The organism is Aeromonas sp. 9A (assembly GCF_963900955.1).
GTDB classification, from domain to species: Bacteria; Pseudomonadota; Gammaproteobacteria; order Enterobacterales; family Aeromonadaceae; genus Aeromonas; species Aeromonas salmonicida.
The window spans coordinates 4,353,766-4,379,366 of sequence record NZ_CAWRFG010000001.1; the positions used below are offsets into that span (position 1 = coordinate 4,353,766).

Here is a 25,601-nt window from a genome sequence, read left to right on the forward strand (position 1 = left end):
GCTTGCCCCTGCGACCCGCTCAACCCACGTCAGGTCGCATGACTACATTCCTCCCGGCAATCTTAGGATTGCCGTTTTTTTATTCTCCGATATCACAGCTGACAGATATGACAACGCCAGCCCGAGGGCTGGCGTTGTTGGCATCGACACAGGTCGGTTTACTGGTTCATGGTCAGGCCGTTGCTGTCGGCCCCCAGCAGCAGTTTCTTGCCGGGCACGATACGACCGGAGAGCAGTGCCTGGGCCAGCGGGTTTTCCACCTTGTGCTGGATCGCCCGCTTGAGGGGACGTGCCCCGTAGACGGGGTCGAACCCGGCGTGCACCAGCTTCTCGAGCAGCGCCTCGCTCACCTCCACTTCGTAACCCTGGGCCTCCAGACGACCCATCAGGCTCTTGAGCTGGATGCGGGCAATGGACTTGATGTGATCCTCGTCGAGCGGATGGAACACCACTGTCTCGTCGATCCGGTTGATGAACTCCGGTCGGAAGCTGCGGGTCAGCACCTCCATCAACAGGGCCTTCATCTCGTCGTAATCCTTCTCTGAGTGGTGCTCCTGGATCAGATCCGACCCCAGGTTGGAGGTCATGATCACCACAGAGTTGCGGAAATCGACGGTGCGACCCTGACCATCGGTCAGGCGGCCATCATCGAGCACCTGCAGCAGTATGTTGAACACATCCGGGTGCGCCTTCTCCACTTCGTCGAGCAGGATCACGGAGTAGGGGCGACGGCGTACCGCCTCTGTCAGATAACCGCCCTCTTCGTAACCCACATAGCCGGGAGGCGCCCCCACCAGACGGGCCACACTGTGTTTCTCCATGAACTCGGACATGTCGATCCGCACCATGGCATCCTGGGTATCGAACAGGAACTCGGCTAGCGCCTTGCACAGCTCTGTCTTGCCCACCCCGGTCGGCCCGAGGAACAGGAAGGAACCTATGGGCCGGTTCGGATCGGAGAGCCCGGCACGGGAGCGACGAATGGCGTTGGAGACGGCCTCGACCGCTTCCTCCTGACCGATCACCCGGCTGTGCAGCTTCTCTTCCATCCGCAGCAGCTTGTCGCGCTCCCCTTCGAGCATGCGCGCCACCGGAATGCCGGTCCAGCGTGCCAGCACATCCGCTATCTCCACGTCGGTGACGCGGTTGCGCAGCAGGCTGGTCTCCTGCATCTCTGCCTGGGTTGCGAGATCCAGCTGTTTCTCCAGCTCGGGGATGCGGCCGTACTGCAGCTCTGACATCCGCCCCAGATCGCCGGCACGACGGGCGACATCGAGATCCTGACGGGCCTGTTCCAGCGCCGCCTTGATGTGCTGGGTACCGGCGAGGGCAGCCTTCTCGGCCTTCCACACTTCATCCAGCTCGTTGTATTCCCGATCCTTTTCGCCAATCTCCTTGCTGATGAGATCCAACCGCTTGCGGCTGGCATCGTCATCCTCTTTCATCAACGCCTGCTGCTCCAGTTTCAACTGGATGATGCGTCGCTCAAGCCGGTCGAGAGACTCCGGCTTGGAGTCAATCTGCAGACGAATGCTGGCGGCGGCCTCGTCAATGAGGTCGATGGCCTTGTCCGGCAGCTGGCGATCCGCGATATAGCGATGCGACAGCTGAGCCGCCGCCACAATGGCCGGATCGGTGATCTGCACATGGTGGTGCAGCTCGTAACGCTCTTTCAGGCCGCGCAGTATGGCGATGGTGTCCTCCACGCTCGGCTCTTCCACCAGCACTTTCTGGAAGCGGCGCTCGAGGGCTGCATCCTTCTCTATGTACTGACGGTACTCATCCAGCGTGGTGGCACCGACGCAGTGCAGGTCGCCACGGGCCAGCGCGGGCTTGAGCATGTTGCCCGCGTCCATGGCGCCCTCGCCTTTACCGGCGCCGACCATGGTGTGCAGCTCGTCGATGAAGAGGATGACGTTGCCCTCCTCCTTGGCCAGATCGTTGAGTACAGCTTTCAGCCGCTCTTCAAACTCGCCGCGATACTTGGCACCGGCCACCAGGGACCCCATATCCAGCGACAATACCCGCTTGTTCTTGAGCCCCTCCGGCACTTCACCGTTGATGATGCGCTGGGCCAGCCCTTCGACAATGGCGGTCTTACCGACGCCGGGGGCACCGATCAGCACAGGGTTGTTCTTGGTCCGGCGTTGCAGCACCTGTATGGTGCGGCGGATCTCTTCGTCGCGACCGATCACCGGATCCAGCTTGCCGAGTTCGGCCCGCTCCGTGAGGTCTATGGTGTACTTCTCCAGCGCCTGGCGATTCTCCTCGGCGTTGGCATCATCGATCTTTCTGCCGCCACGCACCTTGTCGATAGCAGCTTCGAGTTTCTCTTTGGTCAGCCCCTGGGCACGCAGCAGCTCACCCAGGTTGCCCTTCTCGTCGAGGGCCGCCAGCACGAACAACTCGGAAGAGATGAACTGATCCTTGCGCTGCTGGGCCAGCTTGTCACAGACGTTGAGCAGGCGGCCGAGACCGCTGGAGAGCTGAACGTCGCCCTCCACGCCACTCACCTTGGGCAGTCGATCCAGCTCAATCCCCAGGCGTGAGCGCAGGGTATTGATGTCCATCCCGGTCAGGGTGAGCAGTGGACGAATGGAGCCGCCATCCTGATTGACCAGCGCAGTCATCAGATGGACGGGTTCGATAAATTGGTGATCACGACCCAGTGCAAGAGACTGGGCATCGGAAATAGCAATCTGGAATTTGCTGGTAAGACGATCGAGGCGCATTGCACTCCCCCTTCAAGGCAGACGCCGCTTGCGCGGCAAACAACATAACTTTCTGACAAGAAAGATGAGGCCCGTACGGGTTATTTCAAGGGCAGCGGCTGGTTATTTTTTCTGCAAAGCGGGGATGGGCTGGATCCCGGCCCTTTTCCGGAGAAAAGAGCCGGGCACAGGCTATTGTGCCAGCCAGACAAGCGATGCCATGCGGCCAGTCTGGCCATCGCGGCGATACGAGTAAAACCGCTCGCCATCGCCGAAGGTGCAGAACTCGCCACCGTAAACGGCGCTCACACCGGCACGGGCCAGCCGCAGCCTGGCCAGCAAGTAGATATCCGCCAGCCATTTCCCCTCGTTGGATGAAGGTACGAATGCAGCTTCTGCTTCGGCCTGCTGCGCCATAAAGGCGTCGCGCACTTCGCCCCCCACTTCGAAGGACCCGGGGCCTATGGCGGGGCCAAGCCAGGCGAGGATATCGGCAGGATTGCACCCCATGGCCTGAATGCTGGCTTCCAGCACGCCACCCTGCTCATTGCCCAACAATCCGCGCCAACCGGCATGGGCGGCCGCCACGACAGTGCCGGTTCTGTCACAGAACAACACCGGCAGGCAATCGGCTGTCATCACTATGCAGGCCAACCCCGCCTCATGGGCACAGGCTGCATCGGCATCCGGCACGACATCATACTGCTTGCTGACCTGATGCACTGCGGTGCCATGCACCTGATTGAGCCAGTTGAGGGACCCGGGGATCTGCGCCGCCTGCTGCAGGCGGGCCCGATTGGCCTCAACCCGCGCCACTTCATCACCCACATGGGCTCCCAGGTTGAGACCGGCGAAGACACCCTGGCTCACACCGCCATCCCGGGTGGTCGACAGCGCTCTGACACGAGCCGGTGCCGGCCAGTCGGGTTCGATCCATTTCATCTGTGGCTCCTCTCACATTTCTACATATAAAAACGGGGCTCCTTCGCTGTTGCCAGTCAAGGAGCCCCGTTTCAGGCATGATTCAAGGCCGGGCAACGGCAGAAACCGTCGCGGACAGCCTTGTTCATCAGCTCATCAGTTCCAGACCAAATCATCCGGATTGGCGAGGGTATCGGCCCGCATCACTTCCATCAGATCCAGCATGTCCTGCGGCGTGGGCGAGTGCCACTGCATCACTTCCCCCGTGATGGGGTGAGCCAGTTGCAGCATGGTGGCATGCAGCGCCTGACGGTTGAAGTTACGCAGCGCCAGGGTCAGCTCGGGGGTCGCATTGCGCAGCGGGCGCAGACGACCACCGTAGGCAGGATCCCCTACCAGCGGATGCTTGATGTGAGACATGTGTACGCGGATCTGGTGGGTACGACCGGTCTCAAGACGCAGACGCAGACGGGTGTGGCCACGGAACTTCTCATGTACCCGATAGTGGGTCACGGAAGGACGGCCATTGGGCACCACGGCCATATGGGTACGCTGGGTAGGGTGACGACCTATGGGGGCATCTACCGTGCCACCTGCGGTCATGTGACCGATGGCGATGGCTTCGTACTCACGGGTGATCTGGCGCGCCTGCAGCGCTTCCACCAGATGGGTCTGGGCCGGTACCGTCTTGGCCACCACCATCAGACCTGTGGTGTCTTTGTCCAGACGGTGCACGATACCGGCGCGAGGCACCTCGGCGATGTCGGGATAGCGGTGCAGCAGGGCGTTGAGAATGGTGCCATCCGGCGTGCCTGCGCCCGGGTGAACAACCAGACCGGCCGGTTTGTCGATCACCAGAATGTGTTCATCTTCGTAGACGATGTTGAGTGCTATGTCCTGGGCATCCCAGCGGGTGTCATCTTCCAGCTCGACATCTACATGCACCTGTTGCCCGGCAAGTACCTTCTCGCGCGGCGTGTTCGCAACCTGACCATCCAGGGTCACTCTGTCCTGTAAAATCCACTCCTTGATGCGGGTTCGGGAGTAGTCTGGAAACAATTCGGCCAGGGCCTGGTCGAGTCGCTGCCCGAATTGGTGATCCTGAAATTCGCCTGTCAGTTCAATATGCTGGCTCATGTATGGTCTCTTGAGCGGGGGGTATCAATTCGAAATAATCCGGGTATTCTAGCTTTTCTTTTAGCCAAGCATAACGGATACTTTGCCAATTTCGTGGAAATGGACCGGATGTTGTTGATGGGAAAGAAGTCTCACCTGCTGATGTCACTCGCCTTGGTCGCTACCTTGATCACAGGCTGTTCCAGCACAAAACCCAAGGTACCCGACGAACCGCCGGAGACCCTGTACCAGAAAGCACGCCTCAAGCTGGATGCCGGTAACTATGTGAATGCTATCGAGTTACTGGAAGCTTTGGACTCGCGCTATCCTTTCGGCGCCTACTCCAACCAGGTTCAGCTTGACCTGATTTACGCCTATTACAAACAGGACGATACCGCTCAGGCGATCGCCAATATCGACCGTTTTATCCGCCTCAATCCGGCGCATAAAAATATCGATTATGTGTTCTACATGCGCGGTCTGACCAACATGGCCGGCGATTACAACTTCTTCCAGGACTTCCTGGGTATCAATCGGGACGATAAAGACCCCTCTTATGCCCGTCAGGCCTTCCAGGACTTCAAGACGCTGTTGCAGAATTATCCCAACAGCGTCTATGCCGCCGATGCCCGTGCCCGCATGATCGGCCTGAAGAACCGCCTTGCCCGCTACGATCTGAGCGTGGCCGAGTACTACGTGAAGCGTGATGCTCTGATCGCCGCCGCCAACCGTGCCAAGCTGATTGTCGAGACCTATCCCGACACGGCTGAAACCGAAAAGGCGCTGGAGATCATGGTCGATTCCTACGACACGCTGAAGATGCCGGCCCTGGCCCAGCATGCCCGTGAAGTGCTGGCCAAGAACTACCCGGACAACCGCCTCGGCCGCGGCTGAGTGAAACGGCTAGACAGGTAGCAACAAAAACCGATGCCTAGGCATCGGTTTAATGTGATGGTCAGCCTGACCCACAGCCCAGCAGGCTACGCTTGCTGGGCTGTTTCTTTTCTACTTCAGGAGAGCATCATGGCAACTATCGCACTCTTTGGACTCGACATCGGCAAGCACTCGCGGCTCACATCATGGATCGGGCATGATAGCCCACCAAGAATCCGGATAGATTAGAGCAAGCCTGCCCTGTCAGTACTCATCATCAATCTGGCCTTGCAAAGTTCAGGCTGACCATAGATTTTTATACCTGCAATGTGGTCCGGGCCGTGACGAGGGGATGGTGCAGTGCACTGCGCCATCCTGTTATTTGGCGACATTGCCCGCCACATTGAGCACGTCCCAGGTGCGGGAGCAGAGAGACGGCGCATATATGCAGCGTCGTCATACTCTCGCTTTTTATTTGGCGACGTTGCCCGCCACATTGAGCACGTCCCAGGTGCGGGAGAAAGGCGGCGCATAGGCAAAGTCCAGCATGCCGAGCTGCTCGGTAGTGACCCCCATTGTGATGGCGACCGCCAGCGCATCGATGCGGTGTACCGCCCCCTTGCGACCCAGGATCTGGCCACCCAGCAGGTGCTTGCTGCCCGCCTCGTAGACCAGCTTGACGTGAATATCGGACTGGCCTGGGCAGTAGTTGGTGTGACACTTGTCCTTGATGACGACGGTGCGGTAATCGATGCCCATCGCCTGGGCTTCTTGCTCAGAGAGACCAGTGCGACCCGCCTCCAGCCCCAGCACCTTGAGCGCCGCAGAGCCTAGCGTGCCCGGGAACACCTGCTCGGCCCCGGCCAGGTTCTCGCCCACCATGCGCCCCAGCTTGTTGGCTATGGTGGCGAGCGGTACATAGACCTGCTGCTGCTTGACGCTGTGCCAGACGCTGGCGCAGTCGCCAGCCGACCAGACGTTGGCCAGCGAGGTGCGGCCCTGCCTGTCCACCTCGATGGCACCATTGGCCAGCCGCTTGATGCCGGTGTCGGCCAGGAACTCGGTGTTGGGCTTGACCCCTGTGCAGACCACCACTATGTCGGCCTCATACTCTCCCTTGTCGGTACGCACGCCGGTCACCCTGCCATTCCCCAGCAAAGCCTCGACTCGCTCACCCAGATGGACACAGACCCCTTGCTCGCGCAGCTCGGTTTCGATGTGCCGGGTGATTTCGCTGTCGAAGGCATCTGGGATGACCCGATCCGCCAGTTCGATGAGGCGCACTTCTTTACCCTGATGCACCAGCGCCTCAACCACTTCCAGTCCGATAAAGCCGGAGCCGATCACCAGGGCCCGGGTATTTCGCTTGTCCTGCACAGCCGCCTTCAGCGCCAGACCGTCGGCCATGCGGCGCAGGCCGAACACCCCTTGCTGCTGCAAGCCGGGAATGGGGGGCATCACTTCACGGGCACCGGTGGCGACCATCAGACGATCGTATGTGTCGGTGAAGACATCACCCTGGTGCTCCACTTGCACAGTACCGGCGCTGGCATCGAGCGACAGCACCCTATGGCCCGTCTTGACCTCGATCCCCTTGGCGGCGAACTGCTCGGGGGTGAACTCGGCCATGTATCCCGGCTCCTGAAACTCGTCGCCGACAAAATAGGGCAGGCCGCAGGCACCGAAGGTGATCACCTCGGACGCCTCATACACCACGATTTCAGCATCCTTGGCCAGACGGCGGGCCTTGGCCGCCGCACTCATACCAGCGGCTTCGCCACCTATGATCAGGATTCTCATACTTTCTCCTTTCAATGACAGAGGGAGGGCATGCCCTCCCTCTGGTCTATCGATGGGCAGGGGCTGGCTCCTGCCCTGGCAAGCGGGTCAGATGGTGGACTCTTCGCCGTCCAGACACACTTCATGCTCGCTGTTGAACACCTGCATGTCCGTCTCGCCCAGCAAGCGGCTGGTGACAGTGCCCGCAGTGATGGAACCTGAGACGTTCAGGGCGGTACGGCCCATGTCGATCAGCGGCTCGATGGAGATGAGCAAGCCCGCCAGCGCCACCGGGAAGTCCAGGGCGGAGAGCACGATCAAGGCGGCGAACGTCGCACCACCACCTATCCCGGCCACCCCGAAGGAGCTGACCGTGATGATGGCGATCAGCGTCATGATGAAGCCGGGATCCATGGGATTGACCCCCACAGTGGGAGCTATCATCACCGCCAGCATGGCCGGATAGATGCCTGCGCAGCCGTTCTGGCCGATGGTGGAGCCGAAGGAGGCGGCGAAGTTGGCGATCCCCTCTGGAATGCCGAGCGCCTTGGTCTGGGTCTGCACGTTCATCGGGATCGAGCCCGCACTGGTGCGAGAGGTAAAGGCAAACGCCAGTACCGGCATGATCTTCTTGAGAAAACGCAGCGGATTGATCCCCACCAGACCCACCAGCAGCAGATGCACGGCGAACATGATGGCAATGGCGCCGTAAGAAGCCATGACGAAGTTGAGCAGGTTGAGGATGTCGGCATAGTTGGAGCCGGAGACCACCTTGGCCATCAGCGCCAGCACGCCATAGGGGGTGAGGCGCAGTACCAGAGTCACCATCCGCATCACTATGACGTGGGCCACCTCCATGAAGCGGCCGAAGCTCTCGAAGATCTCCGGCTTCTTGCGGGCTATGCCGGTGGCGGACAGACCGATGAAAATGGAGAAGATCACCACGGCTATGGTGGAGGTCTTGCGCGAACCTGTCATGTCGAGGAAGGGGTTGGCCGGAATGAATTCCAGCACCATCTTGGCAAAGGACATGCTTTCGACGCTGCCGAGGGTGGTCTGCAATGCCGCGCCCCTGGCGGTCTCGGCGGCACCGGCGGTGAGTCCTTCAGCGGTCAGACCGAACAGGTTGGACATCAGTATGCCTGCGCCGGCGGCAAGCATGGTGGTGAAGATCAGCACCCCTATGGTCATGGCGCTGATCTTGCCAAGGGCAGTGCCGCCATTGAGCTTGAGGATGGCCCCTATGATGGAGACCATGATGAGCGGCGTGATGATCATCTGCAGCAGCTTCACATAGCCACTGCCGACGATATCCAGATAGTCGATGGTCTGGCCTATGACCCCTGCACCAGCCCCGTAGAGCAGTTGCAAGGCGGCACCAAACAGTATGCCCAGCCCCAGACCCGCAAACACCCGACGGGTGAAGCTCACATGTTTTTGCTGCAAGCGATAGAGAAACAGCAGCAAGATGGCCGCAATGGCCAGATTACCTATAACGCTAAGAGTCATGACGATATTCCCCAAAATAATCGGGCCGGGCCCGAGGTGTACGGACGAGTGCCCGGTACGCACACTCCTCCCTGAAACTCGCCGCATCGTGGCGGCACGTCCCCCGGTGCAACCGGGGTGACGCAAAACCGGGACGTGCCGGGCAGGCTCCTCCCTGACATCGACCGCATCGGACGCTCCTTGGCCGGAGTGGCGTCAGCAGACGGAAAAACAGAGGGTGGCCTGCGCCACCCCTTGCATCACTGGGCTTTGCCTTGTTGCTTGGCCCGCATGATGTTGATGATCTCGATATCGGTATCCAGCATCCCCAGTTTGGAGAGGCGACCCAGGTTGGCGATGGTTTCGTCCACGTCGTCGGAGACGATGCCTTCGCTCTGGGGCACGTGCAGATTGTTGATGGCCATCAGCGACGATTTGACTGCCGCCGAGGTGGAGGTAGAGACCTTCATGGAGCAGGCACTGCCTGCGCCGTCGCAAATGATACCGGAAACGTCACCGATCATGTTGTTGATGCAGTGACTAATTTGCTCGAACTGGCCGCCCAGCAGCCAGGTGATGGCGGCCCCCGACCCCATGGCAGCCGTGCTGGCGGCGCAGAGGGCAGACAGCTTGTTCTGATGGGTCTTGATGTAGATGGCCACCAGATGGCTCATCACCAGCGCCCGGGTCAGCTGCTCGTCGCTCGCCTTGAGGAAGCGGGCGGCGGCGACCACCGGCATGGTGGCGGCTATGCCCTGATTGCCGGAGCCCGAATTGGACATGGCAGGCAACATGGCACCGTCCATCCGCGCATCGGAGGCGGCGGAGGAGAGCCGCATCGCCAGCGTCATCAGATCGTCCGAGAGCAGCTTGCGCTCCACCTGCTCGGTCAGGATCTTGCCGATGCGCAGGCCGTAACCCTGCAGCCCTTCATCCGCCAGCGCCTGATTCATGGTGGCGGCGGCACCGATGAAGTTGATCTCCGCCAGCGGCACCTCCAACGCAAACGCCACGATTTCGCGCAGTGTCATGGCGGGCTTGTCAGACTTGGCGGGCTGGATCTGCACGCCCGGGGCACTGTTTTGCTCCATCAGCACTTCACCATCCAGCTCCATCAAGACGATGCGGGTGTGATCGGTGCAGATCACCACTCGGGCACTGTGACCCTCCACCTCGGCCAGTACCTCGGCGTAGAGCACATCCGGCACATCCTTCACGTCCACCTTGATGATGGGCAGCAGCGCCTTGGCCTCTTCCACCTGGGCCGGGGTCAGGGTATTGAGCACTTCCAGCCCCGCATCCGGGTTGCCCCCCGTGAACCCGACAGCGGCGGCCACGGGCAGACCTATCATGCCGGTGCCCGGCACGCCGACCCCCATGCCGTTCTTGAACAGGTTGCCGCTGACCCAGACGCTGACACGGGTCGGCGTTTGTCCCAGCAGCTTGCGGCAGTTGGCAGCAGCCAGCGCCACCGACATGGGCTCGGTGCAGCCCAGGGCCGGCACCACTTCACGCTTGAGCAGGGTAATAAAGTCGGTCCATTGTGCTTTCATTGCTGTTTTTCTCATGTTCTGTCGCCCACGATCGGGCTGTTATTGTTCGTTCAGATCCGCTTTGCGGTTGCGGATATGCAGATAGACGGTATGACGGGAGATGCCGAGCATCTCGGCCACCAGCTGGGCGGCATCCTTGATCTCGAAGATGCCCATGTCGTAGAGCCGGTGCACGATCGCCTTGTTGCGTACGCTGCTGCCAAGGCTCGCATCCTGATCCACCTTGTGGATCACCTGGGCGACCAGATCGTCAACCGAGCTGGCAAAGGTCTCGTTGTTGAGGGGCGCTGGCGCAGCGGGCAGCGAGAAAGTATCGAGCAGGGCCCCGAGCGGCGTCTCCAGGCTGAAGTTCACGCACAGCATGCCGATGGGTTTGCCCTCCCGGTTGCTGATGGTGATGGAGGAAGACTTGAGCAGCCCCCCCTCCCGGGTGTGGGAAAAGTAGCTGCTCCACTGGCTGCCTGCGGCGCTCTGCAATTTGTTGAGGGCAAAGTCGGTGACAGGTGCACCCTCTTCCCGGCCTGTGATATGGCCGTTGGCGATCTTGATGACGGAAGCATGCAGGCTGTCAAAAGCGTGCAGCACCACTTCACAACCCGGGCCGAACAGGGCGGAGAGCGCCTCCACGGCAGGTTCGAAGCTGGCGATCAGGTGGCGCTCTTCATCGGTCAACGCACTGGTTTGGCGTAATGGGGTGGCCTGCATCATAGGAGTCATCCAGTCAACTTGGGGTAACGCTAAAGCAATCAGACTCAAATAAAGTTGAGCCATATCGCTTTTTGCGCAGGCATTATGCCCAAGTGGCGGCAAAGTGCCACAGATTGTGAACGAGAGCACAACAAAAGGACCCGCCTGGTGACACGACTCAACAAACGGGACTTGGCCGTGCCTCAGAGCCCGTAGCGGGCCATCAGGGCCTGATACTCGGGGGTCTGCTTGAAGGCTTTGAGGGCGAGGGAAAACTGATAGGCCAGGCGCTCGTGGCCGGGTTTGTGGGTGAAGGCGAGAAAGTTGCGGTTGTTGTCGGTCACCGTCTTGATGCTATGGCCCACCAGATCCTGCAACCCCTGCCCCTTGAGCAGATGCAACCCCACCCTCTGGTTCATCACAACGGCATCGAGCCGCCCCGCCATCATCATGTGCAATTGCTTGATCATGTTGCTCTCTCCCGTCATGGGAAAGCGGGTGAACTCGGTCGCGGTGAGGAAGGCTTCGCCATAGGCATAATCCGCCTGGGTGCCGATATGCAGCCCCTTGAGGCTGGTGAGGCTCTGGAAGTCGACGGGTTTGTTCAGGGGGAAAAATATCACTTCGCCACTCTGGGAGAGCGGCTCATCCGGATAGTGCAGCCACTCCAGTCGCCGCTCTTCGAAGAAGGCATCGACGATGGCATCTCCGTTCTGGAATCTGGCCTCCTGCAGCACCCGTTTCCAGGGCAATACCTTGACTGTGGTGCGATAGCCCATTTTTGTGAGTACTTTGCGGGCCAGCTCCAGATCGGCGCCCCCCAGGCTGCCGTCGTCCAGCCGCATCACATAGGGCGGCCACAACTCGGTCAACAGAGTCAGGCTCGGCTGTTCGTTTGCCTGTACCGTCCATCCCCACCAGAGGCAGAGCAGGATCCATCCTTTACGCCACATCATGCCGTGATCTCCATCCATGCATTGGCTGAGGATATACCAAAAAGTGAGTAATAAAAAAGGAGGCCGAAGCCTCCTTTTGTCTCTCCTGGCCGACGCTTACAGCGCTTTCAGGATGGCCTCGACGCTGGCCTTGGCATCGCCAAACAGCATCTGGGTGTTCTCTTTGAAGAACAGCGGGTTCTGGACACCGGCATAGCCAGTGTTCATGGAGCGCTTGAAGCCGATGACGTTCTGCGCCTTCCAGACTTCCAGCACCGGCATGCCGGCGATCGGGCTGCCCGGATCTTCCATCGCAGCCGGGTTGACGGTGTCGTTGGCACCGATCACCAATACCACATCGGTATCGTTGAAGTCGTCGTTGATCTCGTCCATTTCCAGCACGATATCGTACGGGACCTTGGCTTCCGCCAGCAGCACGTTCATGTGACCTGGCAGACGACCGGCAACCGGGTGGATACCGAAACGCACCTTGATGCCGCGATCACGCAGCTTCTGGGTGATTTCAGCCACCGGATACTGGGCCTGCGCCACCGCCATGCCGTAGCCCGGGGTAATGATGACGGAGCTGGCGTTCTTCAGCAGATCAGCCACTTCCTCGGCGCTGGTTTCGCGGTATTCGCCCATCTCCTGGTCGGCCGTGGAGGCCACGCCGTCGGAGCCGAAGCCACCGGCGATAACGGAGATGAAGGAGCGGTTCATCGCCTTGCACATAATGTAAGACAGGATGGCACCGGAGGAACCTACCAGGGCACCCACCACGATCAATAGGTCATTGGAGAGCATGAAGCCCGCCGCTGCCGCTGCCCAACCCGAGTAGGAGTTGAGCATGGAGACCACGACCGGCATGTCGGCGCCACCGATGGAGGCAACCAGATGCCAGCCGAAGGCGAAGGCGATCAGGGTCATCACCAACAGGGCGAAGGTAGAACCACCAGCATTGACGAAGTAGACCATCAGCGCCAGAGAGGCCAGCACGGCCAGCAGGTTCAGCTTGTGGCGATGGGGCAGCATCAGTGGCTTGGAAGAGATCAGGCCACGCAGTTTGCCAAACGCCACCACGGAACCGGTGAAGGTCACGGCACCGATGAAGACGCCCAGGAACACTTCCACCAGATGGATGTTCAGCATGGCGCCGGAGAGGTGCTCGACCTGGGCGACACTGGCCGCCTGCTCGAACGCCGCCCGGGCAGCAGCCAGCGTCGCATCCAGGTTGGAACCGACGGACACCACCACCTCGGCGGGCGCAGACGGGTGCAAGTCGATGAAGCTGTTGAAGCCCACCAGCACGGCCGCCATGCCCACGAAGCTGTGCAGCACGGCTACCAGCTCGGGCATCTCTGTCATCTCGACCTTGAGAGCCAGACGCACGCCGATGGCACCGCCGATCACCATGGCCAGGATGATCCAGTGCACGCCACTGGTTTCCGGGTTGAATACGGTAGCGAGCAGGGCGATGGCCATACCCGCGATACCGAACAAGTTGCCATGCTTGGCCGTTTCTTGCTTCGACAGTCCCGCGAGACTGAGGATGAAGAGCACGGCGGCAACGATATAGGATGCTGTTACCAGTCCTTGAGACACGTTAAACCCCCTTAATCCTTACGGAACATCTTCAGCATGCGCTGGGTGACTGTGAAGCCACCAAAGATGTTGATACTGGCAATCAGCACGGCGACAAACGAGAGCGCGGTGACGAGCGTAGAACCCTGACCAATTTGCAGCAGGGCACCGACCACGATAATGCCGGAGATGGCATTGGTGACCGACATCAGCGGCGTATGCAGGGAGTGGGAGACGTTCCACACCACGTAGTAACCGACCACGCAGGCCAGGATGAATACGGTGAAGTGAGACAGGAAGGCGGCAGGTGCCACGGCTGCCACCCAACCGAAGGCGGCGATGCCAAGGGCACCGAACACGAACTTCTTGTTGGAGGGCTGCTTCGCTTCGGCCTTCTTGATCGGGGCAGCTGCGGGCTTCTGCGGCGCGGCAGAGACGGAGATGGCGGGCGGCGGGAAGGTCACTTCACCGGCCTGGATCACCGTCATGTTGCGCTGGACCACGTCTTCGAAGTCGATGGCAACCTGGCCGTCCTTCTCCTTGCACATCAGCTTCATCAGGTTGACCAGGTTGGTACCGTAGAGCTGGGAGGATTGGGCAGGCAGACGACCCGGCAGGTCGGTGTAACCGATCACCTTGACGCCGTTGGGGGTCACGAACAACTCGGTCGGCTTGGTGTATTCACAGTTGCCACCCGTCGCCGCAGCCAGATCCACGATCACGGAACCCGGCTTCATGCTGTCGACCATCTCCTTGGTGATCAGCTTCGGAGCCGGACGACCAGGGATCAGGGCGGTAGTGATGATGATGTCGACTTCCTTGGCCTGCTGGGCAAACAGCGCCATCTCGGCTGCGATGAACTCATCGGACATGACCTTGGCATAACCATCGCTGGAGGCACCATCTTCGCTGCCGAAGTCCAGCTTGAGGAATTCACCCCCCATGGATTCGATCTGCTCGGCCACTTCCAGACGGGTATCGAACGCGCGGACGATGGCGCCGAGGGAACCGGCAGTACCGATGGCAGCCAGACCGGCCACACCGGCACCGATCACCAATACCTTGGCGGGCGGGACTTTACCGGCGGCAGTGATCTGGCCGGTGAAGAAGCGACCAAACTGGTGCGCAGCTTCGACCACGGCGCGATAGCCGCCTATGTTGGCCATGGAGGAGAGGGCATCGAGGGACTGGGCACGGGAGATCCGCGGCACCATGTCCATCGCCATCACATTGATGTTGCGCTCGGACAGCTTCTTGACCAGCTCAGGGTTCTGGGCAGGCCAGATGAAGCTCACCAGGGTGGCACCATCTTTAATTTGTGCGATCTCGGCATCGGTCGGCGCGTTGACCTTGAAGATAAGGTCGGCTTGCCAGACGCTCGGTACCACGCTGGCACCGGCAGCCTCGAAGGCGGCATCATCGAAGCTGGCCAGCTGGCCGGCACCGGCCTCGATGGCGACCTCGAAGCCGAGCTTTTTCAGCTGCTCAACGGTGGCCGGGGTCGCTGCGACCCGGGTCTCACCGGCGAGACTCTCTCTCGGTATTCCAATCTGCATGACTATTCCCTGATGGTTAATAAACAATCGCTGCCCAGTGTCGCATTTCTGGCGAAACAAGACATGACCAAAGTGCAGGTCACGGGCCCTTTGTTATGAAAATCAGTAGGCTTTACCTCAACCTCCTGTCATGGTCAGGCCCCCGCTTCTCAGGCGCGAAGGTGATTAGTATCAAATTTTGGAGTTTTATTACAACCGCAGTCCCGATGGTGCGCGTACAGAATTCAGCCCATCCCGGACCTGGATTTAAAAAAACAAACCAAATTAGCGACTTATACCAGTAAAAAGCACTGGAAAAAGTGATCCAACCAGTCAAAAAAAATGTTTTACCGGCCCTCTATCTTAGCGCTTTTTGTTCTTACGAAATCTGCTCCGATCACAGATATCGGGGCGAAAACAGGAAAAGTAACTGTTTTGTAACAGACAAGGGGCCGGCCACCCGCCAAATGGCAGGCCCCGACCCCTCTGAATTAATCGTTTCGATCCCGACGTTCTGCCCCTGTGCGGTTACCAGGCGGCTTCATAAATATGCTGGCTCTGCACCAGATCGATATCGCCGTGCTCGCCAATGGCGGTCATGCCGTGCTCCGCCAGCTTGCCGATCAGGGTGTCGATGCCCAACTCGCTCAGACCATAGTCCCGCAGGCGAGTCTTGACGCCCATCCGCTCGAAGAAGTCACGGGTGGCGGCAATCGCCCCGTCGATACGGTCGCTCTCGCTGCCGCTGCGCAGATCCCACACCCGCTCTGCGTATTGCAGCAACTTGGCATGCTTCTGCTGGCGCTTGGCCTGCAACAGGGCGGGCAGCACCACAGCCAGGGTCTGGGCGTGATCCAGGCCATGCAGGGCGGTCAGCTCGTGACCCAGCATGTGGGTAGCCCAGTCCTGGGGCACACCGGCACCGATCAGACCGTTGAGGGCCATGGTGGCACTCCACATTATGTTGGCGCGCACCTCGTAGTTTTCCGGTTCCACCAGCGCCTTGGGGCCCTCTTCGACGAGGGTCAACAACAGGCCTTCGGCGAAGCGATCCTGCACCTTGGCATTGACCGGGTAGGTGAGGTACTGCTCCAGGATATGGATGAAGGCATCCACCACACCGTTCGCCACCTGACGAGCCGGCAGCGTGTATGTGAGCACGGGATCCAGCACGGCGAAGCGCGGCATCACGAAGGGCGAGAAGAAGTGCACCTTGTCACCCGTGCTGCGACGAGTCACCACGGCACCCATGTTCATCTCGGAACCGGTGGCCGGCAGGGTCAGCACGGCGCCGAGCGGAATGGCGGAGCGCACCTCGTTACCAACGGTCTCGAGTATGTGCCAGGGATCCCGGGCCTCATCGTAATGGGCAGCGGCGGCGATAAACTTGGTACCGTCGAGCACTGAGCCGCCGCCAACGGCGAGCAGGAAGTCGATGCGCTCGGCGCGGGCCAGCGCCACCGCCCCCATCAGGGTCTCGTAAGTGGGGTTGGGCTCGATGCCACCGAATTCAAACAGTGTCATGCCCGCCAGCTCGTCGCGGATCTGGGCCAGCAGGCCGGTACGCACCACACTGCCACCGCCATAGGTGATCAGGATGCGGGCATCGCTCGGGAGCTGTTCACGAAGCTGGGCAACCTGGCCCTTGCCGAACAGGATCTTGGTCGGGGTATGGAGAGTAAAGTTGTTCATCGACATTGCCTTTCTATGTTTCGGGCGGCCAGGCCGCAAAATGTGATTGCATTTTTCTCCAGACCACCTCTACCATCAAGACAACATCCTGCTTGATTCTTGCCTATTTCTACAAACCCGCCAGAATCACCACAAAAGAGACTCCATGCAGAACCGTTACACCGACCTCGCCGCCAAACTGACCCGTCACGTCACGGCTCCCGGCATCACAGCTTCTCCGGTTGAGCAGGTAAACCTCATCTACACCACCGAGTACCACGGTCGCACCCCAGTGCTCTACCAGCCACGGATGATAGTGATATTGCAGGGACACAAGGTGGGCTATCTGGCGGATCAGGTGTTTCGTTACGATCCCAGCCACTATCTGCTGATGACGCTGCCGCTGCCCTGTGAGTGCGAGTGTTTTGCCTCCCCCGAGCAGCCGCTTGTCGGTTTCTCCCTCGAGATCAACGTCGCCACCCTGCAGGAGCTGTTGCTGGAACTGGGGGATGCCCTGCCCGCCCCGGCTGTGCAAAAGAGCGGTGTCCACTCAGTCCCCCTGTCCGAAGAAATGTTCTGTGCTGCCGAGCGACTGATCGACCTGATGGACAAGCCCCACCACGCCCGGGTGCTGGGACCGCAGACAGTGCGGGAGATGCTCTTCTACGCGCTGCACGAGGGGGGAGGCCCGGCGCTGCAGGCGCTGGCCAACCGTCACAACCATGTAGGCCAGATAGCCCGGGTGCTGCGTATGATAGAGTCGCGCTTCGCCGACAACCTCACCATGGAGGAGCTGGCGCGGGAGGTGAACATGAGCGTCTCCGCCTTTCACCACCACTTCAAGGCGGTCACCTCCACCTCGCCGCTGCAGTACATCAAGTCATTTCGCCTCCACAAGGCGCGGCTCATGATGCTGCACGACGGCATCAAGGCCGGTGCCGCCGCGGCCAGAGTCGGCTACGAGAGCAACTCCCAGTTCAGCCGGGAGTACAAACGCTATTTCGGCAGCACGCCAACCGATCAGGCCTCCCGCTTTCGGGACGGCCAACTTCGTATCATTGAGGGATAAAAAGAGGGATAACTTATGCGTTCACTGTTCTGTCTGTTGTGTGGCCTGCTGTTGACGGCCTGTACCGGAATGGCCGATGGCATCCGTCCCGTCACCGGCTTCCAGCTCGACCGCTATCTTGGTACCTGGTATGAGATAGCGCGTCTGGATCACAGCTTCGAGCGGGGGCTGGAAGAGGTCAGCGCCAGCTACAGCCTGCGGGACGATGGCGGCGTCAGGGTGATCAATCGCGGCAAACAGAGCGATGGCAGCTGGCGCGAGGCCGAGGGCAAGGCCTATTTCGTTGACAAGCCGGACGAGGCGCGGCTCAAGGTGAGCTTCTTCGGCCCCTTCTACGGCGGCTACAACGTCATCGATCTTGACCCCGATTACCAGCTCTCCCTGGTGACCAGCTACAACCACGACTATCTCTGGATCCTCTCCCGCTCCCCCAACCCGCCGAAAGCCAAGGTCGATGCCCTGGTCGCCAAGGCGAGAGGGCTGGGTTTTGCCACCGACAAGCTCATCTGGGTCAAGCAGCCCGGATAACCTACGGACATGCAAAAGGGCAGCCCGCGGGCTGCCCTTTTTATTGCTGGCCGGTTATTGCTGGCCGGTTTAGAGCCGGAAGCGGCCTATCTCCTGCTCCAGCCGCTCGGTCAGCAACTTGAGCTCGGCGGCCTGAGCGGCCTCTTCGCCCGCCTGCTCAGCCAGCTCCTGAGAAACGTGGCGTATGTTCTCGGTATTGCGGCTGATCTCGCTGGTGACCGAGGTCTGCTCTTCGGCCGCCGCCGCTATCTGGGTCGCCATGTCGCTGATGGAACCTATGGCCTGGTTGATCAGTGACAGACTCTGGTTGGCGGCTTCCGCATCCTCCACGCTGGTGCCCGCCAGCTGGCGACTGGTCTCCATGCCACCGACCGCACGGCGAGTGGTCTGCTGCAGGGTTTCGATCATCTGCTGGATCTCGTCGGTGGAGTCGTGGGTACGCTTGGACAGCACCCGTACCTCGTCCGCCACCACGGCAAAGCCACGGCCCTGTTCGCCGGCCCGTGCCGCCTCGATGGCGGCGTTGAGCGCCAGCAGGTTGGTCTGCTCGGCGATGCCGCTGATGGTCGCCAGAATGCCGCTGATCTTCTGGGCATGGGCATCCAGCTCATTGATGATCTGGCTGGCATCGGCCACTTCATCCGCCAGCCCTGTGATGCTGCGCTGGCTCTGGCCAACCTGGGACTGGCCCGCAACGGCGAGCTTGACCGCATCCCCCGAGGTGGTGGCCGCAAACTCGGCGTTACCGGCGATCTCCTGAGTCGCAGAAGCCATCTCGGTCACCGCAGTCGCCACCATCACGATCTCGTCCTGTTGCTGGCGCACCCGCTGGCTGCGAGCCAGGGCACCAGCCGCCTGAGTACGGGACTGGGCTGCCAGCTCGACGGTCACATCCCGCAAGCGGCTGACGATGCCGTGCAGGCGAGCCACAAACTGGTTGAAGCTCTCGGCCAGCTGGCCCACTTCATCCTTGCTGCGGGTGTTGATGTGGACTGTAAGGTCCCCCTCGCCGTGGGCGATATCGTGCAACGCCCCTGCCACCCGGCCCAGATCCTGGAACAGGTACTTGAAGGTGCTGGTCAGCACCAGGCCGAACACCAGGATCAGACCCGCACTGATGAGTGACAACTGCAACAGCAGGCTCTGCAACGGCGCCATCAGCACATCCTCATGCATCACCATGGCCAGCAGCCAGTCGGTGTTGGGGATCGGCAACACCAGCATCTTGGTGTCACGTCCGCCGATCTGCACCGCCTGCTGGCCGCCCTGCTGACTCATGCCCACCAAGCGGTTGGCATCGAGCTCAGGCGCCAAGTCCTGGCTCTTCTTGAGCGCCAGATCCTTGTTCGGGTGAGCGACGATGAGGCCGCTCTTGTCCAGCAGCATGGCGTAGCCATCCCCCTGCACCCGCATCGCCAGCACATCCTTGATGAGCTGTTCCAGCGCCAGGTTGGCACCGACCACACCGGCCAGCCGGCCCTGCTGCATCACGGGTTCGGCCAGGGTCACCACCAGCTGCTGCATGGTCACGCTGACATAAGGTTCCGTGATGATGAGCTTGCCCGCCTTGACCGCATCCTGATACCAGGGTCGCGCACGCGGGTCATAGTCACCCTTGTTGAGGGAGGGATCGTTGCGGGTCATCACCCCCTCCTCCGAGCCGTAGTAGGCCAGCCCGAAGCCGCCGGATCGCAAGGTCTGCTGCAGATGGGGCACCAGCTCGGACGTCGGGTGGTTGGCGATGACATTGACCTGGGCGGTCAGGCTCTCACGCCTGTCCTGCATCCATTTTCCGATCCCCTCGGCGTAGGCGCTGGCATAGTTGCGCGCCTCGCTGTCGATGGCGCTCAGGGTCTGGTTTTTCAGGGTATAGAAGGCGGTCATGCCCAGCAGGCAGACCGTGATCAGGACCACGCCAAGACTGGTGGCCAACAACTTGCCGCGAAGGGAGAGATTCATGGGATATCCTTATGGCTGTCTCAATGGCGTCAAACAAAGCTGCATACCTTGTGTGGACTATATCGACTGAAAATCCTGTTCCATGAATACCAATCCCTTGATTTTAAATGCATCAGTAGCTATCCCACTGGCAACGCTCCTTTCCATCCGGCACTCATCCTTTCCCTCTTGATCCACTGTCGGTGCAACCCCAACCAACGTAAAAAGGCCGCCTTGAGAGGCGGCCCGTCTTGTATCCCGTCACACGCGCCTACCTAGCGCACCCGGGCGATGGCGGTATTCAGCCGCATATTGCCAGCATCCAGACTCGGGGTTTGACCGTAAAACTCGAACTCCAGCTTGACCCCGGGGCGGAACACCAGACAGTGGGTCGAGCCGCCGAAGTGGAACATGCCGAGCGGATCCCCCTTCTTCACCCTGTCCCCCGCCCTCACGGTAACATCGCAGCTCGACACCTCGGCCATGCCCACAGGCACCACGCACATCAGCCCGATTTTGGGGTTGTCTGCTTCGATGAAGATCAGCGCCCGGGTTGCCACCGAGGTAAGGAAAGGCTGCGAGTTGTTGGGCGCGCTGGGATCCGCCCCCTGCAGGTCGACAAAGCCCTCGAACTGGTTCTCCAGATAGTAGGTGCCGTTGACCACGCGCACCTTGCGGATGGTGCCGCTCACCGGGCTGTGCCAGCGGTGATAGCTGAGCGCACTGAGGAAGGCCTGATACACGGTGCCGCCATCGAAGCGGGGCGCCAGATCGTCGAAATCGAGCATGTTGTCCAGCGAATAGGGCTGTCCCTTGAGCCAGAACTGATCGCTGCGGCTCACCCCTTTCTTCACCTGCAACGGCGCCGATTCGCAGGCGTTGACGATGACGTTGTCATCCCCAGGTGCCGAAATGGGTCGCACACCGGAACGAAAGGTGCGGGTGAAAAAGTCATCCCAGCAACTGAAGCCGTGATACTCGGCCGACGGGTCACATTGGAAAATCTGCTCAAAGCTGCCAGGTGTCGGATTTGTCCCTTCCCCCAGGGCCCCGCAGGCCACCTTGACCATCTCGCTCTTGGCCGCCTTGCCGAGCCAGGGCACCACCAGAGTCTCTTTATCCAGCCTGCTGACCGGCTCATTCAGCACATAGCGTGAGGCCGGGCTTTGCAGAAACAGCGCCCAGTAATCGAGGATTTTCTTGAACTGCTGATTGATCAGAGCGTTGGCAAAGAAGTGATAACCGGATTGGGTCGCCATGGGCCAGTCGAGCAGGGCATTGATGGGGAAACCGATAAGGCCGGAGGGTTCGTGCGTCGGAATATCCTGATATGCCTCGGGTGCCGTGGTCATGATGCCGTTGAGCAACCCCAGAAACTCCTCGAAGGATCGCACCTCGACCTGGCCTAGCGGGGTCAGATGCTTGTGACGCCAGGCCTCCTTGAACATGGCTTCTGCCTGGGCGTGCAACCAGGGATCGGCATTGACCAGATCCCGCAGCTCGGCGATGGGGGGCACCAGCTCACCCGGCTGGTTGGCGACATAGTGCTTCATCCGCCGGATCCAGCGCGCTATATGGGCACTGTCCCGGGGTACCCAGCCGCCGGGGCGAGACTTGTTCAGTCGGGTTTCAACTGCCTCGTTCATTAGTCTATCTCCGCAAGTGATGTTCACGCCCACAATCCACGGCTTGAGCATTGGCTATCTGAGTGCCATCAAGGCGCAATGGCACCGCCCGTCTTGTGTAGCACAGGGAGCCATGAAGCACGATTGCCAGAAACGACAGGGCGGATTGGTGCAATAGCGACTAGCGGTCAAGGCAGGCGTTGAATGTGAAGCGAGACAACTGCCGCGAAACGACCGCAACACAGGGAAGAGAGAGGGAAACAGGGGAACAAAACCGGGAACGCAGAAATGCGAAAAGCCAGCTCAATGAGCTGGCTTTTCTGAAAATGGCAGGGGCGGCAGGACTCGAACCCGCAACCATCGGTTTTGGAGACCGCTGTTCTACCAATTGGAACTACGCCCCTGCAACAAACGAGGCGAATTATACAAAGCCGGGTTCAAAGGTAAAGGCTTTTTTCTCACTTTCGATTCGATTGCACAAATGACGAGCAACTCGCGGCAATTTGCGCAGCCTGACGGGGTAACTTGCTGTATTTACAGCCTTGTCAGGGTAGGAAAGCCACATAAATGGGGGTAGGGTGAAGATTGGTTCCGGGAGGCTGTTCATGCTCAATTACCGATTGCTCCAACAACTGGCGCCGCTCAACTTCAGGGATGAACGCAAGACGGAGTCCCTGTCCGACTATCTCGACCGGGTTGCCCCGCAGGTACCCTTCATTCCCCACAGCGTGCTTTCTCAGTGGATTTATCGCCATTGGCGCGGTTTTGAGTCCAACTGGAGCTTTATCGATCTCGCCCGTCACCAGTTCGAGTGCGAGCAGTGGGCCACCGAGCGGATCATCGCCCAGACCGGCTCCCGTCATATGGAGGTGATCGAGCGCTGGGGCGAGATGCTGCGCCACAACCGCTACGTACGCCGATCCTGGCTCGGCGACTACATGCTGACGCAAGGCACCTGGTCAGAGCCCATCATAGTGCTGGCCACGGCGCTGGATAGCCGTTACCCGGACGGGCAGCCGCTGCCACAACCCTATTGCCTGCTGGAAGGACACCACAGACTCGCCTATCTGCGTTCCATGGCCGAAGATCAACAACCCCTGCAAACAGAACACAGCGTGTGGGTTTGCCGACCCGTTCACTGCACTTAAACGTTTTCCTGCACAAATCCTGCCTTTGAAATAAATTTTTGACAATTTAAAAACCAGCCCTATAATCTGTCCGGTTTTGAAAAAGGTCGGGACAAGACGATGCAGTTTTTGATTCGGAAAACAGCCTTGCAGACGGGTGGTGCGCACCAGAGCGGCCCCGTTGTTTCCGGTTCCCGCCCCACAGATCCCCAGTTATTTTTAAAAAAGGCCCCTGTTTCAGGGGCTTTTTTTTGTGCCCGAAAAACCTTCATTGATGTCAAAGGGAATGCAGACGATGACCAATCCACTCTATAAGAAACATGTCATCTCCATTTCGGACCTGACCCGGCCCGACATGGAACTGGTGGTCGCAACCGCACAGCGGTTGAAGGCCGAGCCCGACACCCGCCTGTTGAAAGACAAGCTGATTGCCAGCTGCTTCTTCGAAGCGTCTACCCGTACCCGCCTCTCGTTCGAGACCGCGGTCCAGCGCCTGGGTGGCAACATCATCGGCTTCGCCGACGGCGGCAACACCAGTGCCAAGAAAGGCGAGACCCTGGCCGACTCCATCAAGATCATCGGCTCCTACTCGGATGCAGTGGTGATGCGCCACCCGAAAGAGGGCGCCGCCCGTCTCGCCTCCGAGTTCTCCCGCGTGCCTGTCATCAACGGTGGTGACGGTTCCAACCAGCATCCGACCCAGACCCTGCTCGACCTCTTCTCCATCCATGAGACACAAGGCAAGCTCGATGGCCTCAACGTGGCCTTCGTGGGTGACCTGAAATACGGCCGCACAGTTCACTCCCTGGCCCAGGCCCTGAGCCTGTTCAACTGCCGCTTCTTCTTCATCTCCCCGGAAGCGCTGGCGATGCCGGACTACATCTGCGAAGAGCTGGAAGAGAAGGGCATACGGTTCAGCGTGCACGAAACCATGGAAGAGGTGATGCCGGAGCTCGACATCCTCTACATGACCCGGGTGCAGAAAGAGCGCTTCGATGAGACCGAATACAAGCACATGGCCGCCAAATTCGTGCTGGAGCTGGCGACCCTGGAAGGGGCCAAACCCACCATGAAGATCCTGCACCCCCTGCCCCGCGTCGACGAGATCGATGTGGCGGTCGACAAGACGCCTCACGCCTACTACTTCCAGCAGGCGGAAAACGGGGTCTACGCGCGCCAGGCACTGCTGGCTCTGGTACTGAACGAAACCGTCTAAGGGAAAAGGGGAACATCATGTCCGAGAAGAATCAACTGCAAGTCGAAGCCATCCGTCACGGCTCCGTCATCGACCACGTCCCCGCCGGCCAGGGTATCAAGATCCTCAAGCTGTTCCAGCTGATCGAGACTCAGGAGCGGATCACCGTCGGTTTCAACCTCAAATCCGGTGCGCTAGGCAAGAAGGATCTCATCAAGATAGAGAACACCCGCCTGACCGCGGAACAGGCCAACCAGCTGGCCCTGTTCGCCCCCAAGGCGACCGTCAACATCATCGAAGACTTCGCCGTGGTGAAGAAGCATCAGCTGGAACTGCCTGAGTTCATCACCGGTGTGTTCCACTGCCCCAACTCCAACTGCATCTCCCACAACGAGCCGGTGGACAGCTACTTCCGGGTGCGCGAGGTGAAGGGCGTGGTACGCATGAAGTGCAAATACTGCGAGAAGTCCTTCACCCAGGACATCGTCAGCGAACGTTATTGATAGCCAATCGGGCCCCAAGGGGCCCATTTTTGACCCCTGTCACATCACAGATTCTCCGTTTAGCTATAATTTGCCATCCTATAAAGGCTAAGCATCGTTGATTCCCTGCCTCACGTCTTACCATCAGAATTTTTAGCTATAAAAAAGCATTGATGGCAGATATCGAGCGATAGCCTCCGGTCACAGTCAAAGGAAATCGCCGTGGTCAAAACCCTCAGTCGTCCCGTTGAACAAGAGCCCGATCTGGCCCAGCTGGATGCCTGTCGCCAGATCATCGGCCAGCACTGCTACAGCACCCAGGAAGAGATCCGCCGCGAGCTGTCGATGCGCGGCTTTGCCGACATCAGCCAGTCCACCATCTCCCGTCTGTTGCGTCGCCTCGGCGTGGCCAAGGCCCAGAATGCCAACGGCAAGAAGGTCTACACACTAGTGGACGATCAGCTGGAACCCGCCGGCAGCACCCGCTCCATTCACGACATGGTGCGCGAAGTGGTGCACAACCAGCAGATGGTGCTGATCCACACCACACCGGGCGCCGCCACCGTCGTGGCCCGCCTGCTGGATCGCAACGCCAACCCCGAGATCATGGGCGCCGTCGCCGGCAACGATGTTGTGCTGGTCGCCCCGCGCCATATCAGCCGTACCCGTCAGGCCCACGCCGCCGTGGTGCGCACCCTGGAGCAGGCCCGCTGAGCTCCTCCCCTGAATGCAGCAAGGCGACCCGGGTCGCCTTTTTGTTGTCTTGCCCACCTGTGATTGCGGGCTC

At 60.0% G+C, this 25,601-nt stretch carries 20 protein-coding genes and 1 tRNA gene; 7 read left to right on the forward strand and 14 right to left on the reverse strand.

Going from position 1 to position 25,601, the window contains the following annotated elements:
• Window positions 1-158: 158 nt before the first annotated feature.
• The 3 genes from clpB to rluD all read right to left on the reverse strand — a co-directional run bounded on the left by clpB (window position 159) and on the right by rluD (window position 4,769).
• Window positions 159-2,732, reverse strand: coding sequence for an ATP-dependent chaperone ClpB (gene clpB / locus AACX78_RS20165; RefSeq protein ID WP_159167218.1), 2,574 nt, complete (start codon window positions 2,730-2,732; stop codon window positions 159-161).
• Window positions 2,733-2,903: 171 nt separating this feature from the next.
• Window positions 2,904-3,653: a peptidoglycan editing factor PgeF gene (gene pgeF / locus AACX78_RS20170; RefSeq protein WP_159167219.1), complete on the reverse strand. Its 750-nt coding sequence runs from the start codon at window positions 3,651-3,653 to the stop codon at window positions 2,904-2,906.
• 135 nt (window positions 3,654-3,788) lie between these two features.
• Window positions 3,789-4,769, reverse strand: coding sequence for a 23S rRNA pseudouridine(1911/1915/1917) synthase RluD (gene rluD, locus AACX78_RS20175; RefSeq protein WP_005318472.1), 981 nt, complete (start codon window positions 4,767-4,769; stop codon window positions 3,789-3,791).
• A 117-nt stretch (window positions 4,770-4,886) separates the two neighbouring features.
• On the opposite strand from rluD, the gene AACX78_RS20180 reads away from it, so the two are divergent.
• On the forward strand, window positions 4,887-5,642 hold the full coding sequence (locus tag AACX78_RS20180) for an outer membrane protein assembly factor BamD (RefSeq protein WP_201302906.1): 756 nt from the start codon (window positions 4,887-4,889) through the stop codon (window positions 5,640-5,642).
• A 450-nt stretch (window positions 5,643-6,092) separates the two neighbouring features.
• Here the strand turns inward: AACX78_RS20180 and AACX78_RS20185 are convergent, their stop codons facing one another.
• From AACX78_RS20185 to yqhD, 8 genes are all read right to left on the reverse strand, one after another.
• Entirely contained in the window at window positions 6,093-7,421 is a 1,329-nt protein-coding gene (locus AACX78_RS20185; RefSeq protein WP_159167221.1) for a CoA-disulfide reductase, read from the reverse strand.
• Between the two features lie 87 nt (window positions 7,422-7,508).
• Complete coding sequence (locus tag AACX78_RS20190) at window positions 7,509-8,909, reverse strand: L-cystine transporter (RefSeq protein ID WP_042467774.1); 1,401 nt, start codon at window positions 8,907-8,909, stop codon at window positions 7,509-7,511.
• A gap of 239 nt (window positions 8,910-9,148) precedes the next feature.
• On the reverse strand, window positions 9,149-10,456 hold the full coding sequence (locus AACX78_RS20195; RefSeq protein WP_159167222.1) for an L-cysteine desulfidase family protein: 1,308 nt from the start codon (window positions 10,454-10,456) through the stop codon (window positions 9,149-9,151).
• A gap of 24 nt (window positions 10,457-10,480) precedes the next feature.
• Window positions 10,481-11,149, reverse strand: coding sequence for a helix-turn-helix transcriptional regulator (locus AACX78_RS20200; RefSeq protein WP_201302907.1), 669 nt, complete (start codon window positions 11,147-11,149; stop codon window positions 10,481-10,483).
• A 182-nt stretch (window positions 11,150-11,331) separates the two neighbouring features.
• On the reverse strand, window positions 11,332-12,084 hold the full coding sequence (locus AACX78_RS20205; RefSeq protein WP_159167224.1) for a substrate-binding periplasmic protein: 753 nt from the start codon (window positions 12,082-12,084) through the stop codon (window positions 11,332-11,334).
• 96 nt (window positions 12,085-12,180) lie between these two features.
• Complete coding sequence (gene pntB, locus AACX78_RS20210) at window positions 12,181-13,665, reverse strand: Re/Si-specific NAD(P)(+) transhydrogenase subunit beta (protein WP_059111821.1); 1,485 nt, start codon at window positions 13,663-13,665, stop codon at window positions 12,181-12,183.
• 11 nt (window positions 13,666-13,676) lie between these two features.
• Window positions 13,677-15,200, reverse strand: a complete 1,524-nt coding sequence (locus AACX78_RS20215; RefSeq protein WP_021139838.1) for a Re/Si-specific NAD(P)(+) transhydrogenase subunit alpha — start codon at window positions 15,198-15,200, stop codon at window positions 13,677-13,679.
• Between the two features lie 507 nt (window positions 15,201-15,707).
• Complete coding sequence (yqhD, locus tag AACX78_RS20220; protein ID WP_021140788.1) at window positions 15,708-16,871, reverse strand: alcohol dehydrogenase; 1,164 nt, start codon at window positions 16,869-16,871, stop codon at window positions 15,708-15,710.
• 145 nt (window positions 16,872-17,016) lie between these two features.
• Between yqhD and AACX78_RS20225 the strand changes: the two genes are divergently transcribed.
• Both AACX78_RS20225 and AACX78_RS20230 read left to right on the forward strand, forming a co-directional pair.
• Window positions 17,017-17,919, forward strand: a complete 903-nt coding sequence (locus tag AACX78_RS20225) for an AraC family transcriptional regulator (RefSeq protein ID WP_159167225.1) — start codon at window positions 17,017-17,019, stop codon at window positions 17,917-17,919.
• A 15-nt stretch (window positions 17,920-17,934) separates the two neighbouring features.
• Window positions 17,935-18,447: a lipocalin family protein gene (locus AACX78_RS20230; RefSeq protein WP_017412275.1), complete on the forward strand. Its 513-nt coding sequence runs from the start codon at window positions 17,935-17,937 to the stop codon at window positions 18,445-18,447.
• Window positions 18,448-18,516: 69 nt separating this feature from the next.
• Here the strand turns inward: AACX78_RS20230 and AACX78_RS20235 are convergent, their stop codons facing one another.
• From AACX78_RS20235 to AACX78_RS20245, 3 genes are all read right to left on the reverse strand, one after another.
• The gene (locus AACX78_RS20235; RefSeq protein WP_159167226.1) at window positions 18,517-20,406 is read right to left on the reverse strand and encodes a methyl-accepting chemotaxis protein; all 1,890 of its coding nucleotides are present in this window, start codon (window positions 20,404-20,406) and stop codon (window positions 18,517-18,519) included.
• A 254-nt stretch (window positions 20,407-20,660) separates the two neighbouring features.
• Complete coding sequence (locus tag AACX78_RS20240) at window positions 20,661-22,031, reverse strand: phosphatidylserine decarboxylase family protein (protein ID WP_159167227.1); 1,371 nt, start codon at window positions 22,029-22,031, stop codon at window positions 20,661-20,663.
• A gap of 306 nt (window positions 22,032-22,337) precedes the next feature.
• Window positions 22,338-22,414: transfer RNA gene (locus AACX78_RS20245), tRNA-Trp, on the reverse strand.
• A gap of 201 nt (window positions 22,415-22,615) precedes the next feature.
• On the opposite strand from AACX78_RS20245, the gene AACX78_RS20250 reads away from it, so the two are divergent.
• From AACX78_RS20250 to AACX78_RS20265, 4 genes are all read left to right on the forward strand, one after another.
• A complete protein-coding gene (locus tag AACX78_RS20250) occupies window positions 22,616-23,158 on the forward strand; it encodes a hypothetical protein (protein WP_159167228.1) in 543 nt (180 codons plus the stop codon).
• Window positions 23,159-23,432: 274 nt separating this feature from the next.
• Window positions 23,433-24,353, forward strand: a complete 921-nt coding sequence (gene pyrB, locus AACX78_RS20255) for an aspartate carbamoyltransferase (RefSeq protein WP_059111826.1) — start codon at window positions 23,433-23,435, stop codon at window positions 24,351-24,353.
• Window positions 24,354-24,370: 17 nt separating this feature from the next.
• The gene (gene pyrI, locus AACX78_RS20260) at window positions 24,371-24,835 is read left to right on the forward strand and encodes an aspartate carbamoyltransferase regulatory subunit (protein ID WP_005318436.1); all 465 of its coding nucleotides are present in this window, start codon (window positions 24,371-24,373) and stop codon (window positions 24,833-24,835) included.
• 201 nt (window positions 24,836-25,036) lie between these two features.
• Window positions 25,037-25,528: an arginine repressor gene (locus AACX78_RS20265; RefSeq protein WP_005318434.1), complete on the forward strand. Its 492-nt coding sequence runs from the start codon at window positions 25,037-25,039 to the stop codon at window positions 25,526-25,528.
• The last annotated feature ends 73 nt before the right edge of the window (window positions 25,529-25,601 follow it).

Excerpts from the sequence above, each read along its gene's own strand:
- AACX78_RS20190 (WP_042467774.1), bottom strand. The coding sequence starts at position 8,909 with ATGACTCTTAGCGTTATAGGTAATCTGGCCATTGCGGCCATCTTGCTG.
- AACX78_RS20250 (WP_159167228.1), top strand. The coding sequence starts at position 22,616 with ATGCTCAATTACCGATTGCTCCAACAACTGGCGCCGCTCAACTTCAGG.
- clpB (WP_159167218.1), bottom strand. The coding sequence starts at position 2,732 with ATGCGCCTCGATCGTCTTACCAGCAAATTCCAGATTGCTATTTCCGAT.
- AACX78_RS20240 (WP_159167227.1), bottom strand. The coding sequence starts at position 22,031 with ATGAACGAGGCAGTTGAAACCCGACTGAACAAGTCTCGCCCCGGCGGC.
- rluD (WP_005318472.1), bottom strand. The coding sequence starts at position 4,769 with ATGAGCCAGCATATTGAACTGACAGGCGAATTTCAGGATCACCAATTC.
- AACX78_RS20195 (WP_159167222.1), bottom strand. The coding sequence starts at position 10,456 with ATGAGAAAAACAGCAATGAAAGCACAATGGACCGACTTTATTACCCTG.
- AACX78_RS20215 (WP_021139838.1), bottom strand. The coding sequence starts at position 15,200 with ATGCAGATTGGAATACCGAGAGAGAGTCTCGCCGGTGAGACCCGGGTC.
- AACX78_RS20225 (WP_159167225.1), top strand. The coding sequence starts at position 17,017 with ATGCAGAACCGTTACACCGACCTCGCCGCCAAACTGACCCGTCACGTC.
- AACX78_RS20205 (WP_159167224.1), bottom strand. The coding sequence starts at position 12,084 with ATGATGTGGCGTAAAGGATGGATCCTGCTCTGCCTCTGGTGGGGATGG.
- AACX78_RS20235 (WP_159167226.1), bottom strand. The coding sequence starts at position 20,406 with ATGAATCTCTCCCTTCGCGGCAAGTTGTTGGCCACCAGTCTTGGCGTG.
- pyrB (WP_059111826.1), top strand. The coding sequence starts at position 23,433 with ATGACCAATCCACTCTATAAGAAACATGTCATCTCCATTTCGGACCTG.
- yqhD (WP_021140788.1), bottom strand. The coding sequence starts at position 16,871 with ATGAACAACTTTACTCTCCATACCCCGACCAAGATCCTGTTCGGCAAG.
- AACX78_RS20180 (WP_201302906.1), top strand. The coding sequence starts at position 4,887 with ATGGGAAAGAAGTCTCACCTGCTGATGTCACTCGCCTTGGTCGCTACC.
- AACX78_RS20185 (WP_159167221.1), bottom strand. The coding sequence starts at position 7,421 with ATGAGAATCCTGATCATAGGTGGCGAAGCCGCTGGTATGAGTGCGGCG.
- pgeF (WP_159167219.1), bottom strand. The coding sequence starts at position 3,653 with ATGAAATGGATCGAACCCGACTGGCCGGCACCGGCTCGTGTCAGAGCG.
- pyrI (WP_005318436.1), top strand. The coding sequence starts at position 24,371 with ATGTCCGAGAAGAATCAACTGCAAGTCGAAGCCATCCGTCACGGCTCC.
- AACX78_RS20230 (WP_017412275.1), top strand. The coding sequence starts at position 17,935 with ATGCGTTCACTGTTCTGTCTGTTGTGTGGCCTGCTGTTGACGGCCTGT.
- AACX78_RS20200 (WP_201302907.1), bottom strand. The coding sequence starts at position 11,149 with ATGATGCAGGCCACCCCATTACGCCAAACCAGTGCGTTGACCGATGAA.